The sequence below is a fragment of the Streptomyces sp. NPDC059852 genome (genome assembly GCF_042731455.1).
Lineage (GTDB): Bacteria > Actinomycetota > Actinomycetes > Streptomycetales > Streptomycetaceae > Streptomyces.
Map to the genome: position 1 here is coordinate 1 of NZ_JBHWJK010000016.1, position 13,358 is coordinate 13,358.

General features: G+C 70.6%; 10 protein-coding genes. 4 read left to right on the plus strand and 6 right to left on the minus strand.

Going from position 1 to position 13,358, the window contains the following annotated elements; all coding sequences use genetic code 11:
• Positions 1–80: 80 nt before the first annotated feature.
• Positions 81–3,125 carry an excinuclease ABC subunit UvrA gene (gene uvrA / locus ACFV46_RS20850; protein ID WP_385499140.1) on the minus strand — a complete coding sequence of 1,015 codons (3,045 nt, stop codon included), beginning with the start codon at positions 3,123–3,125 and terminating at the stop codon, positions 81–83.
• Between the two features lie 221 nt (positions 3,126–3,346).
• On the opposite strand from uvrA, the gene ACFV46_RS20855 reads away from it, so the two are divergent.
• Both ACFV46_RS20855 and ACFV46_RS20860 read left to right on the plus strand, forming a co-directional pair.
• Positions 3,347–4,033 (plus strand): maleylpyruvate isomerase family mycothiol-dependent enzyme, encoded by a 687-nt coding sequence (locus ACFV46_RS20855; protein ID WP_361929947.1) that lies wholly within the window; start codon positions 3,347–3,349, stop codon positions 4,031–4,033.
• 72 nt (positions 4,034–4,105) lie between these two features.
• On the plus strand, positions 4,106–4,762 hold the full coding sequence (locus ACFV46_RS20860) for an MBL fold metallo-hydrolase (protein ID WP_361929949.1): 657 nt from the start codon (positions 4,106–4,108) through the stop codon (positions 4,760–4,762).
• Positions 4,763–4,966: 204 nt separating this feature from the next.
• Here ACFV46_RS20860 and aroQ read toward each other — a convergent pair whose 3' ends face one another.
• Entirely contained in the window at positions 4,967–5,440 is a 474-nt protein-coding gene (gene aroQ, locus ACFV46_RS20865; RefSeq protein ID WP_385499143.1) for a type II 3-dehydroquinate dehydratase, read from the minus strand.
• Between the two features lie 117 nt (positions 5,441–5,557).
• Between aroQ and ACFV46_RS20870 the strand changes: the two genes are divergently transcribed.
• The gene (locus ACFV46_RS20870; protein WP_385499145.1) at positions 5,558–6,604 is read left to right on the plus strand and encodes a S66 peptidase family protein; all 1,047 of its coding nucleotides are present in this window, start codon (positions 5,558–5,560) and stop codon (positions 6,602–6,604) included.
• A gap of 94 nt (positions 6,605–6,698) precedes the next feature.
• A complete protein-coding gene (locus ACFV46_RS20875; protein ID WP_361930264.1) occupies positions 6,699–7,976 on the plus strand; it encodes an MFS transporter in 1,278 nt (425 codons plus the stop codon).
• A gap of 36 nt (positions 7,977–8,012) precedes the next feature.
• Here ACFV46_RS20875 and ACFV46_RS20880 read toward each other — a convergent pair whose 3' ends face one another.
• The 4 genes from ACFV46_RS20880 to ACFV46_RS20895 all read right to left on the minus strand — a co-directional run bounded on the left by ACFV46_RS20880 (position 8,013) and on the right by ACFV46_RS20895 (position 13,226).
• Positions 8,013–9,113 carry a calcium:proton antiporter gene (locus tag ACFV46_RS20880; RefSeq protein ID WP_385499146.1) on the minus strand — a complete coding sequence of 367 codons (1,101 nt, stop codon included), beginning with the start codon at positions 9,111–9,113 and terminating at the stop codon, positions 8,013–8,015.
• 255 nt (positions 9,114–9,368) lie between these two features.
• Positions 9,369–10,370 carry a TerC/Alx family metal homeostasis membrane protein gene (locus ACFV46_RS20885; protein ID WP_385499148.1) on the minus strand — a complete coding sequence of 334 codons (1,002 nt, stop codon included), beginning with the start codon at positions 10,368–10,370 and terminating at the stop codon, positions 9,369–9,371.
• A 223-nt stretch (positions 10,371–10,593) separates the two neighbouring features.
• Positions 10,594–12,594 (minus strand): TerD family protein, encoded by a 2,001-nt coding sequence (locus ACFV46_RS20890; protein ID WP_385499150.1) that lies wholly within the window; start codon positions 12,592–12,594, stop codon positions 10,594–10,596.
• A 53-nt stretch (positions 12,595–12,647) separates the two neighbouring features.
• A complete protein-coding gene (locus ACFV46_RS20895; protein ID WP_361929962.1) occupies positions 12,648–13,226 on the minus strand; it encodes a TerD family protein in 579 nt (192 codons plus the stop codon).
• Positions 13,227–13,358 lie beyond the last annotated feature (132 nt).

A 13,358-nucleotide genomic window follows, 5' to 3' on the forward strand; every position in this document is an offset into this window, starting at 1 on the left:
GCGCCCCGCGGGAAGTTCCCGCGGGGCGCCGCCCGTTCCGGAATCGTCTGGTCCGGCCCTCGGAGGGACGGACCGGTCGCTCAGGCCTTGCGAGCCCGCGTCGTCTTCGTCGCCGCGGTCTTCTTCGTGGCCGTCTTCTTGGCCGCCGTCTTCTTCGTGGCCGAGGCGCCGGTGGCCTTGTCGGCCGTCCTGGCCGTCGCGGTCCTGCGCGTCGCCGAGCCGGCCGCGACGGTCTTCCTGGCCGTCTTGCGGGGGGCCTTCACGGAGGCGGCGTCGCTGATCCTGTCGGCGTCGAGGATCTCGCGCAGGAACTTGCCGGTGTGGCTGGCCGGGACCGCGGCGACCTCCTCGGGCGTGCCCTCGGCGACGACGAGGCCGCCTCCGGCACCTCCCTCGGGACCCATGTCGACGAGCCAGTCGGCGGTCTTGATCACGTCGAGGTTGTGCTCGATGACGATGACCGTGTTGCCCTTGTCGACCAGGCCGGAGAGGACCTTCAGCAGCTTGCTGATGTCCTCGAAGTGCAGACCGGTGGTCGGCTCGTCGAGGACGTAGACCGTGCGGCCGGTGGAGCGCTTCTGCAGCTCGCTGGCGAGCTTCACGCGCTGTGCCTCACCGCCGGACAGCGTGGTCGCCGCCTGGCCGAGCCGGACGTAGCCGAGACCGACGTCGTTCAGCGTCTTGAGGTGCCGGTTGATCGCCGGGACGGCCTCGAAGAAGTCCATGGCCTCCTCGATCGGCATGTTCAGGACCTCGGCGATGGACTTGCCCTTGTAGTGGACCTCCAGGGTCTCCCGGTTGTACCGGGCGCCGTGGCAGACCTCGCACGGGACGTAGACGTCCGGGAGGAAGTTCATCTCGATCTTGATGGTGCCGTCGCCCGCGCAGTTCTCGCAGCGGCCGCCCTTGACGTTGAAGGAGAAGCGCCCCGGCAGATAGCCGCGGACCTTCGCCTCGGTCGTCTCGGCGAACAGCTTGCGGATGTGGTCGAAGACGCCGGTGTACGTCGCCGGGTTGGACCTCGGCGTACGGCCGATGGGCGACTGGTCGACGTGCACGACCTTGTCGACCAGGTCGTCGCCGTCCACGCGCGTGTGCCGTCCGGGGACGCTGCGGGCGCCGTTCAGCTCACGGGCCAGGTGCGTGTACAGGATGTCGTTGACCAGGGTCGACTTGCCCGAGCCGGAGACGCCGGTCACCGCGGTGAAGACGCCGAGCGGGAAGGAGACGTCGATGTCCTGGAGGTTGTTCTCCCGGGCGCCGTGGACCGTGAGCTGCCGGGACGGGTCGAGCGGGCGCCGGATGTCGGGCACCGGGATGGCCTTCTTGCCCGCCAGGTACTGGCCGGTCTGCGACTCGTCGTTGGCGAGCAGCTCCTTCAGGGAGCCGCTGTGGACGACCTTGCCGCCGTGCTCGCCGGCGCCGGGGCCGATGTCGACGATCCAGTCGGCGACCTTGATGGTGTCCTCGTCGTGCTCCACGACGATGAGTGTGTTGCCCATGTCGCGCAGGCGGACCAGGGTCTCGATCAGCCGGTGATTGTCCCGCTGGTGCAGACCGATGGACGGCTCGTCGAGGACGTACAGGACGCCGACGAGTCCGGAGCCGATCTGGGTGGCGAGCCGGATGCGCTGGGCCTCGCCGCCGGACAGGGTGCCGGCCGCGCGGTTGAGCGAGAGGTAGTCCAGGCCGACGTCGACCAGGAACCGCAGCCGCTCGTTGACCTCCTTCAGCACGCGCTCGGCGATCTTCTTGTCGCGGGCGGTCAGCTTCAGCTCGCCGAGGAAGTCCGCGCAGTCGCTGATGGACATGGCGGAGACCTCGGCGATGGACTTCCCCATGACCGTGACGGCGAGGACGATCGGCTTCAGCCGGGTGCCCTGGCACGAGGGGCAGGGCACCTCGCGCATATAGCCCTCGAAGCGCTCGCGGCTGGCGTCGCTCTCGGCCTCGCTGTGCCGGCGCTTGACGAAGGGGACGGCGCCTTCGAACGGCGTCGTGTAGACACGCTCGCGGCCGTACCGGTTGCGGTACCGCACCTCGATCTGCGTCTTGTGGCCGTAGAGGAGGGCCCTCTTGGCACGCTGCGGCAGACCGGCGAACGGGATGTCCGTCCGGAAGCCGAGGGCGTCCGCGAGAGCGCCGATCAGACGGCCAAAGTAGTCCTTGGTGTGCCCGTGCGACCAGGGGTGGATGGCACCCTCGTCGAGGGACTTGTCCTCGTCCGGGACGATCAGCTCGGCGTCGACCTCCATGCGCGTGCCGATGCCGGTGCACTCGGGGCAGGCGCCGAACGGCGAGTTGAAGGAGAAGGAGCGCGGCTCCAGCTCCTCGAAGGAGAGGTCGTCGTACGGGCAGTAAAGGTGCTCCGAGAACATGCGCTCGCGCTCGGGGTCGTCCTCGGGGAGGTCGACGAAGTCGAGCACGACCATGCCGCCGGACAGGCCGAGAGCGGTCTCGACGGAGTCGGTGAGGCGGCGCTTGGCGGAGTCCTTGACGGTGAGGCGGTCGACGACCACCTCGATGGTGTGCTTCTCCTGCTTCTTCAGCGTGGGCGGGCTGGACAGCTGGATCGTCTCGCCGTCCACGCGTGCGCGTGAGTAGCCCTTGGTCTGGAGGTCGGAGAAGAGGTCGACGAACTCGCCCTTGCGCTCGCGCACCAGCGGCGAAAGGACCTGGAAGCGGCTGCCCTCCGGCAGCTCCAGGACCCTGTCGACGATGGCCTGCGGCGACTGGCGCGTGATGGGGCGGCCGCACTCGGGACAGTGCGGCTTGCCGATGCGCGCGAAGAGCAGCCGGAGGTAGTCGTAGACCTCGGTGATGGTGCCGACCGTGGAGCGCGGGTTGCGCGAGGTCGACTTCTGGTCGATGGAGACGGCCGGGGACAGACCCTCGATGAAGTCGACGTCCGGCTTGTCCATCTGTCCGAGGAACTGCCGGGCGTACGACGACAGCGACTCGACGTAGCGCCGCTGCCCCTCGGCGAAGATGGTGTCGAAGGCCAGCGAGGACTTGCCCGACCCCGACAGGCCCGTGAAGACGATGAGCGAGTCGCGCGGCAGGTCGAGCGAGACATTCTTCAGATTGTGCTCGCGCGCGCCACGGACGATGAGACGGTCGGCCACGCCGGTCCGCACCTTTCTTGAGAGAAGTGACAGGGGCGAGGCCCCGTCATTTCCAGACTAGGGGGAGCCACTGACAACGCCGGTCGGATTCCGTGAGGGACAACAATCCCGGGGCTTCCAGCATGCCCGACGCCGCGATCGAGCCTATAGCACGCGCATTCGATTTATGGTCCACGTTCACCACCTTCACCCAAAGGTGTGGTGGAGCTAATGTCAGGCCCATGATTGATCACGCTCGTGACCTGGAGTCTGTACGCGAGGCGACCGAACGGCTGCTCACCGCAGCCGCCAAGGTGGACAACGCCTCTGTGACCGAGCCGTCACGGCTTCCCGGCTGGAGCCGCGGTCACGTCCTCGCCCACCTCGCGCGCAACGCGGACGCCCTGGTGAACGTCCTCGAGGGACGCCCCATGTACGTCTCCGCTGCCGCCCGTGACGCCGACATCGAGCGGGACGCTCCCCGGCCGCTGGACGTCCAGCTCACCGACGTCCGGCAGAGCGCCGACCGCTTCCAGCAGGCGGCGGCCGTGCCCGCCGACTGGTCCCGCACGGTGGAGCTGCGCAACGGTGTGACGGACACGGCGGCCCGTCTGCCGTTCCGCCGGTGGGTCGAGGTGGAGCTCCACCACGTCGACCTGGGCATCGGATACGAGCTGGAGGATCTGCCCGCCGAGTTCGTGGAGCGGGAGACCGACTTCCTCGCGGAGCGCTTCGCCGGGCACCCGGACGTCGAGCCGGTCCGGCTGACGGACGGCACACGCGTGTGGCGCACCGGACGGGACGAGGACGTGGCCGGGATCACCGTCCGGGGCACCGGAGCCGACCTGCTCGGCTGGCTCTCCGGACGTCGCACCGGCTCCGCGCTGACGGTCGAGGGCGGCGCCCTTCCGACGCTTCCGCCGCTCTAGCCCTCGCAGGAGCGGCCGGCCTTCTCCGGCGTCGGGACGACCGGCCGTGAGCCCCCGCTATAGGCTGCCGCCATGACGTACAGCGGACAGGTGACGGTCGGTGGCCCCGCCGACGTGCACGAGCTCAAGGACCTGATGATCACCAAGATCGCGGTCGGCCCGATGGACAACAACGCCTATCTGCTGCGCTGCCGGGCCACGGACGAGCAACTGCTGATCGACGCCGCCAACGAGGCGGACACCCTGCTGGGCACGATCGGTGACGACGGCATCGCGTCCGTCGTCACCACCCACCAGCACGGCGACCACTGGCAGGCCCTCGCCGCAGTCGTGGACGCCACCGGCGCGCGCACCTACGCCGGACGCGAGGACGCCGACGGCATCCCGGTCCCCACGGACGTCCTCGTCGACGACGGCGACGTCATCCGGGTGGGGCGCGTGGAGCTCACCGCGCGCCACCTGGCCGGGCACACGCCGGGTTCGATCGCCCTTGTCTACGACGACCCGCACGGGCATCCCCATGTGTTCACCGGGGACTGCCTCTTCCCGGGCGGTGTCGGCAACACCCGCAAGGATCCCGAGGCGTTCGCCAGCCTGATCCACGACGTCGAGACCAAGATCTTCGACGTGCTGCCCGACGAGACGTGGGTCTATCCGGGGCACGGGAACGACACCACGCTGGGCGCCGAGCGCCCGCATCTGCCGGAGTGGCGCGCCCGCGGCTGGTGACGCGGCGCCCGTGCCCTCACGGGCCCCGGCGTGCGCGCCCCGTGTGAACGCCGCGCACACGGTGAAGCCACGCGCGCGCTCCCGGCGCGCGCCGGCGCGCGGTCCACTGGTGTCAGCCCCGCGCAGGATGACGGCTCCTGAGCGGAACGGGCCGCCGGTCTTTCCATCCCCGCCCTCGGCCGGCGGCCCCGGCGAACCGTCCTGTCAGGTGTCCGCCCGGCCCTCCCCCGCCAGCGCCGCGACGCGCTCCACGCCGAACGCATACCCCTGCACCCCGCAGCCCGCGATGACGCCGTCGGCCCGCAGGGAGACGTAGGAGTGGTGCCGGAACGACTCCCTGCGGTGGATGTTGGAGATGTGGACCTCCAGCACGGGCAGCCCGTCGCAGGCGTTGAGGGCGTCCAGGATCGCCACGGAGGTGTGCGAGTAGGCCCCCGGGTTGATCACGATCCCGCAGTGGCCGAGCCGTGCCTCGTGGATCCAGTCGACCAGCTCGCCCTCGTGGTTGGACTGCCGGAAGTCGACGGTGCCGCCGTGCGCGGCCGCCGTCCTGGCGCACAGGGCCTCCACGTCCGCGAGGGTATCGGAGCCGTAGATCTCCGGCTGACGCTGTCCGAGCAGGTTCAGGTTGGGGCCGTTCAGGATCATGATGGGGGCGTCGGCGAGGGTGCGGGGCACGGTTCCTCCGGTCCGTTCAGGGTCGTGCGGTGCGGGGCGTGCGGTGCGGGAACCACCGCTGCCCGGACCCCGGTTTATCACGGTGCGGAGCGCGCTCCCCGCCCCTACCCTCTGGGCATGACCATGATCGCCTACCCTCCCAAGCCCTCCCCCGGTGACCGCGTCGCCGTCATCTCGCCCGGAGCGGGTCTGCCCGGTCTCTTCCCGCAGCCCTTCGAACTGGGACTCAAGCGGCTGCGCGAGGACTTCGGACTCGTACCGGTCGAGTATCCGGCGACCCGCAGGATGGGGTCCACGCCGAAGGAGCGGGCGGACGACATCCACGCCGCCTTCGCCGACCCGGACATCAAGGCGGTCATCGCGTCCATCGGCGGGGACGACCAGATCACCGTGCTGCCCTATCTGGACCGGGAGTTGATCCGGGCGAACCCGAAGCCGTTCTTCGGTATGAGCGACAACACGAACCTGCTGATGTTCCTGCGCAACACCGGCATCGTCGCCTACCACGGCACGAGCGTGATGGTCGAGCTCGGCCGCCCCGGCGCCATGAACCCGCGAACCGCCGACTCCCTGCGGGCCGCGCTGTTCACCTCCGGCGAGTACACCCTCACCCCCGCCGAGCGCTGGAACGACATCAACCGCGACTGGGCCGATCCCGCGACCTTCGAGTCGGAGGCGGAGCTGCGGCCCGCCGGCCCCTGGAGCTGGGTCGACGCCGGCCGTGTGGTGGAGGGCCGCACCTGGGGCGGCTGTCTGGAGATCCTCGGCTGGCTGCTGATGGCGGACCGCGAGATCGCCCACGACCTCTCCGAGTACGACGGCGGCGTCCTGCTGCTGGAGACGAGCGAGGAGATGCCGAGCGGCGAGGAGGTCTTCCGCACCCTGCGGAACATGGGCGAGCGCGGGCTGCTGCAGCGCTTCTCGGCGTTGCTCATGGGCCGCGCGAAAACCTGGTCCTTCGAGCGCCCCAACTCCCCGCAGGAGGCCGCCCGGTACGCCGCCGAGCAGCGCGCGGCCGTCGAGCGCGCCATGCGGGCGTACGCCCCCGAGACGATGATCGTCTTCGACGTCGACTTCGGGCACACCGATCCGCAGCTCGTGATCCCGTACGGCGGCACCGTGCGCGTGGACGGTCCCGCCCGGCGCATCACCGTTACGTACTGATCACCCCCGGCGCGCCCCCACGCCCCCGTAACCGGCGATCACGCTGGGTAGTTGCTCCGGTATGCGCGACGCACGCACCGTAAGGGCGCCCTCCATGCTGCGGCTGGCGAGCGCCTCGCTCGCCGGGACGGCCATCGAGTTCTACGACTTCTTCGTCTACGGGACCGCGGCCGCCCTCGTGCTGGGGCCGTTGTTCTTCCCGACGTTCTCGCCGCTGGCGGGAACGCTCGCCGCGTTCGCCACGTTCGGCGTGGGTTTCGTGGCGCGGCCGCTGGGGTCGGTGCTGTTCGGGCACATCGGGGACCGGCGCGGGCGCCGGCCGGTGCTCGTGGCCTCCCTGCTGCTGACCGGGGGTGCCACGGTCGCGGTCGGCTGTGTGCCGGCGTACGGGACGATCGGCGTCGCCGCGCCCCTGCTGCTGCTCGTGTTGCGCTTCCTGCAGGGGCTGGGGCTCGGGGGCGAGTGGGGCGGGGCCGTGCTGCTGGCCGTGGAGCACGCCCCCGCCCACCGGCGCGCACTGTGGTCGAGCTTCCCGCAGGTCGGTCCGGCGCTGGGCTTCCTGCTGGCCAACGGGGTGGTGCTGGGGTTGTCGGCGGGGCTGTCCGAGGAGCAGTTCGCGTCGTGGGGATGGCGCGTGCCGTTCTGGGCTGCCGGGGTGCTCGCCGTGGCGGGGCTGTGGCTGCGGTCGTCGCTCGCGGAAAGCCCGCGGTTCCTGGAGATCGACGACCACGCGCGCGTGCCGCTCGTCGAGGTGCTGCGCGACCACTGGCGGGTTCTGCTGCTGACGGCCGGGGCGCTGTCGGTCGGTTACGCGATCTTCTACGCGGTGACGACCTGGTCGCTGGCGTACGGCACGGAACGGCTCGGGGCGAGCCGCACCGTCATGCTGACGTGTGTGATGGGCGCGGTGGTGGTGAAGGGCGCGCTCACCCCGGTGATGGCCATGCTCGGCGATCGGTACGGGCGCCGGCCCCTGTGCCTGGCCGGGTGTGCCGCGGCCGCCCTGTGGATGTTGCCGATGGTCGCCCTGCTCGCCACGGGCCGGCCTCTGCCGATGTTCCTGGGCTTCACCGGTGCGCTGATCGCGTTCATCACCATGTTCGCGGTGATCGCCGCGTATCTGCCGGAGCTGTACGCACCCCGGGTGCGCTGCACGGGTGCGGCGGTCGGCTACAACCTCGGCGGGGTCCTGGGCGGCGCGCTCACCCCGATCGTGGCCACCGCGCTCGCGGGGCAGGGCGGCAGGGTGCCGTGGGGCGTGGGGGCGTATCTGACGGGGATCGCGCTGCTCAGCCTGGGATGTTTCGCACTGCTGCCCGAGACTCGCCCGGTGGCGGCGGTGACGACGGCGGCGGAGCCCGCCACCGGATGACGGGAGCCGGTGACGGGCTGCGCGGCCGGCGCGGTCTCAGGGGTTGATCGCGAGTTCCAGATAGGCCGCGAACAGGACCAGGTGGACGCCGCCCTGGAGCGGGGTCGCCCGCCCCGGAACCACCGTCAGCGAGCTCACCACCACCGTCAGGGCGAGCAGCACCATATGGGTGGGGCTGAGCCCGAGGACGAGCGGACCGGAAAGCCAGAGGGAGGCCAGCGCCACCGCGGGGATGGTGAGGCCGATGCTGGCCATCGCCGAGCCGAGGGCCAGATTCAGGCTGGTCTGCACACGGTCCCGGCGCGCGGCGCGCAGAGCGGCGATCGTCTCGGGAAGCAGCACCAGCAGGGCGATGACGACGCCGACGACGGCCTGGTGCAGCCCGGCTGCCTCGACACCGGACTCGATGGTGGGCGAGACGCCCTTGGCGAGGCCGACGACGCCGACCAGGGCCATGCCGAGCAGTCCGAGGCTGGTCAGTGCGGCGCGCTTGGAGGGCGCGTCGGCATGGACGTCGGAGGTGATCACCTCCCCCTTCCGGCTGACGGGCAGGAAGTAGTCGCGGTGCCGGACGGTCTGGGTCGTCACGAACAGGCCGTAGAGGATCAGCGAGGAGACCGCGGCGAACGTCAGCTGCACCGTGGAGAACTCGGCGCCGGGCTTGCTGGTGGTGAAAGTGGGGAGCACCAGGCTCAGGGTGGCGAGCGTGGCGACGGTCGCCAGGGCGGCGCCGGTGCCCTCGGGGTTGAAGACCGCTGTGCGGTGCCGCAAGGAGGCGACCAGCAGGGACAGGCCGACGATGCCGTTGCAGGTGATCATCACGGCCGCGAAGACGGTGTCCCTGGCCAGGGTGGAGCTCTTGTCACCGCCGTCGATCATCAGGGTCACGATGAGGGCGACCTCGATGATCGTGACGGCGACGGCGAGGACGAGTGATCCGAAGGGTTCACCCACCCGGTGGGCGACCACCTCGGCGTGGTGCACGGCGGCGAGGACGGCGCCGGCCAGGACGAGCGTGACCACCGCGACCACAGCGCCGGGCAGGTCCCGCCCCCAGGTGAGGACCAGCAGCACGACCGCGAGCACCGGCACGACGGTCGTCCACCGGGTCGCGAGCGGTCTGAGCCGATCGATCATGGAGTGATCGTCGCAAAGGCTCTTCGGGTTCGCATTGTCTGAGGAGTGCTCGGGCGGCCCTGCGGGCGCCTCGTGGAGCGGGTGGCTCGCGTGTCTCGTGTCGTGGTGCGAAATCGGTCATCTCCTGTACGTCGCGGTCCAGGTCGGGGCCGATCGCCCCGGTGGGCGGTCTGCCGTGCGACGGGAGCGGTGCACGGCGCTTGCCGTGCACCGCTCCCGGTGTCGGTCCTTCGGCGTCCTGCCGCCGGCCGGCGGTCAGACGTCGACGCGGTCCTTGGGAGTGCCCTCCCCGCCCTGCTCCACGGCCTCGGCCGCCGCCTGCTTCCGGGAGGCCCGGAGGCTGGTGATCGTGGTGATGATCAGGACGGAGCAGATCACGCCGAGCGAGACGGGGATGCTGATCTCGGGGACGTGGACCCCCGACTCGTGCAGAGCGTGCAGCACCAGCTTCACGCCGATGAAGCCGAGGATGATCGACAGGCCGTAGCTCAGGTGGACCAGCTTGCGCAGCAGACCGCCGATGAGGAAGTACAGCTGCCGGAGGCCCATCAGGGCGAAGGCGTTGGCGGTGAAGACGATGTACGGGTCCTGCGTGAGGCCGAAGATCGCGGGGATGGAGTCCAGGGCGAAGAGCACGTCGGTCGTGCCGATCGCGAGCATCACGACCAGCATCGGGGTCATGACCCGCTTGCCGTTCTCCTGGATCCACAGTTTCGTGCCGTGGTAGCGGTCGGCGACGCCGAACCTGCGCTCGGCGGCCTTGAGGAGCTTGTTCTCCTCGAACTCCTCTTCCTCCTGGTCGGCGCGGGCCTCCTGGATGAGCTTCCAGGCCGTCCAGATGAGGAAGGCGCCGAAGAGGTAGAACACCCAGGCGAAGCTGGCGAGGATCGCGGCGCCGGCGGCGATGAAGATCGCCCGCAGCACCAGGGCTATGAGGACACCGACCAGCAGGACGCGCTGCTGGTACTGCGACGGCACCGCGAATTTCGCCATGATAAGGACGAAGACGAAGAGGTTGTCGACGCTCAGCGATTTCTCGGTGATGAAGCCGGCGAAGAACTCTCCGCCTGCCTGCCCGCCGCCGAAGAGCAGCAGACCGAGGCCGAAGAGGCCGGCCAGGGCGATCCAGACGACCGTCCAGATTCCGGCTTCCTTGATGGACACGTCATGCGGCTTGCGGCCGATGAAGAAGTCGACGGCGATCAGGGCGGCGAGGCCCACGATGGTCAGGACCCACAAGGTCGTTGAAACTTCCACTGCGCCTCCGGCAGTCGTAACGGCAGATGTCAGCGTCGTCGCGCGCCGGAGGTCTCTTCCACCCACGATGGGCCGACGCCCCGGGATCTGGCCTGATCCGTATTGACGGGTACGCCGCAGCAGACAGGGAGTACTCCCCTCCGTGGGATCAACAGTAACCAATCACCAAGGAAAGGTAAAGCGCTGGGCAAAAGAATCATCAAGTATGCAGGTCAGGCGCCTTTTACCAATGCTTGGCGCGGGCCTCGGCGACCTTCGTCAGCACCTGCTGGAGCACCTGGCTGCCGGGCGGCACGACCGGGGGCTCGTAGGTCCAGGCGTGCCCTACCCAGGGGTCGGCCAGGTGGTCGTCCGGCAGCGGAGTCAGACGTAGCAGCGCCCGCCACAGGGGGTCGAGCAGCGGCCCGTAGGCCGAGGCGTCCTCACGGTCTGCCACCATCATCAGATGGACGCCGACGGCCGGGCCCTCGTCGGCGAGGTAGCGCAGTTGGTTAACGGCCCGGTCGTCGAAGCCGTGCGGGAAGTCGTTGACGATCAGGAGCTGCTGGGAGGTGTCGAAGCCGGGCGGGAGGGAGTCGGGCGCTCCACCGCGCAGCGCCATCTGCACTAGGTCGACGCGCTGGGTGAGACGGGCCAGGACGTCCGTCACGCCGGCCGCCCCCGTGGCAGGCGGGCCCGCGAGCACGCCCGTGCGCACCAGCGGGTCGAGGGCCTGGGCGCCCGAACCCGCCGGGTCGATCACATGCACGGTGAACTCGCCCGCCGGGTAGACCGCGAGAAGCCGGGCCGCGTGCGCCACGGCCGTCTCCATCGCGAGGCGGCGCATGTCGTGGGTGTCGGTGAAGGAGCCATCGAGCGACGCGCCGCGTCCGCTGTCGATCCACAGGCCGCGCTCGAGCGGCAGCCGGATCAGCATCGGGATACGCAGGTCGGCGCACTCGGGCAGATGGAGGTCGCCCAGACGCAGAGCCATGGGGATCTCCATCGGGACGCGGTAGCCGTGCCAGACGGGGTTGTCCCAGCGCGCGAACGCCGGTGGCAGCGCGGGCTCGACGACCTCGGACTCGGCGGTCAGCTGGGCCACGTCCCGGTCGAGGGCCGCCTGGGCCTGGTCGACCAGCTCGGTGTGCCGGGCCTGCGCCGCCTCGCGGGCCGCGTCGCCCTGGCCGCCGATCCTGCTGCGCGGGTCCGACAGGACCTGGTCGAGCTCCTTCTCCATGCGCGACTCGGCGAAGTCGACCGCGCTGCGGTAGGCGGCCGTGGTGCGGGCCAGGTCCTCGAACATGCCCCAGACCTGGTTGTAGAGCCGCTCGTCCATGGACCAGCCGGTGGCGTCACCGGCCACGGGCTGCGCCGGCCTGCCGGGCTCGGCCGGGGGCGCGGTGGGCGGCGGTGGCGGCGGAGCGGAGGTCTGCCGGCGCGGGTGGCTGTAGTCGATGCCGCCGCCGGAGGTGGGCGCGGCCGGCTGGGCGTCGCCGCCCTGGTAGGGAGACTGGGGCGCGGGCTGGCCCGGTATCCCCGGCGTCTGCGTGCCGTAAGGCGACGTCGGCACGGGACCGGACCCGCTGGAGGTGGAGGCGGGGCCGCCCTGGTCCGGGCCGAGAGCCGGTGCGGCCGGCTGCCGGGAGCGGTCGCCGTCAGGGCGGGACGAGGGGGCCGGTACGGAGCGCGCCAGCCCTTGGGCCACCGCCTCATGGATGCCGCCGGCGAGTTGGCGGGCCTCGGCCAGGCCCTGGTCGGTGAAGAGGTCGGCGAGACCGCCCGCGTAGCCCTGGCCGATGGCCCGTACCTTCCAGGCGCCCTGGCGGCGGTAGAGCTCCAGGGCGATCACGGCCGACTCGGTGTCCAGACCGGCCACGGTGAAGCTGGCGATCCCGGTGCCGTCGAGGCCCGTGACCGCGACGAAGGGGGCGGGGACGGCACCGAAGCGGGTCGGCCCCCCGGCGCCGGTCGGCAGGGCGAGCAGCACACTGACCCGGTGGACGGCCTCCGGCATGGCGTCCAGGTCCACCGCGAGACGATGGTCGGCGGCCGCCTGCCGGGAGACCTCCAGGCCGGGCAGGGTGGGGGTGCCGGGATGGGCCACCCAGTCCACGCCGTGGATCCTGCCCTGCTCGTCGCCGAGCGTGGCAGCCGCAACCATCGGCGTGCCGGCCGAGACCCTGATCTCCAGACGGGACTGGGGAAGCGGGTGGTTCTGCCCCCGCACCAGCTCGGCCGTCATGCCCTCGTCCCCCTGTGTCGCTTGTCGTGTCGTGTGCTGCTCGCCGGGCGGGCCTACAGGTGCGGCAGGATCGCCGGCATCAGGTCCTGGAAGGTGCGGCCGTTGGCCGGGGTGCCGAGGGCGGTCATCGTCCAGCCCGCGCCCGCGCGGTGCACCTTCGCCATGATCTGGGCCGTGTAGGCGCCGCCGCCCGCCAGCGTGTAGCGGGCCAGCTCCTGGCCGTTGGTCTCGTCGACGATGCGGCAGAACGCGTTCTGCACCTCCTGGAACGTCTGGCCCGTGAAGGAGTTCACGGTGAAGACGATCTGGTCGATGTGGACCGGTACCCGCGCGAGGTCGACGAGGATGGCCTCGTCGTCGCCGCCCTGGCCGACACCGCCGACGAGGTTGTCGCCGGTGTGGCGGACCGAGCCGTCGTCGCTCACCAGGTGGCGGAAGAAGACGACGTCGACCGGCTGCTTGTCCGCGAAGAGGACCGCGGAGGCGTCGAGGTCGATCTCCCGCGTGCGCGAACCGAACAGGCCGCGCCGGGGAGCCGCCTGCCAGCCGAGACCCATGCGCACCGCGGTCAGGCTGCCCCCGTCGTTCTTCTGCAGACTGATGGCCTGACCCTTGGTCATGTTGACGGTCACGTGCTGATTCCCCTCTCGAACAGTCCCCTGTTGCCCGCGGGCTCCGCGGATGACGAGAACCCTACGCAGGGGCACTGACAGTGACGTACCCCGGTCCCCACTTTGTGTCGGTCTTGCAACACTGCGCGTACG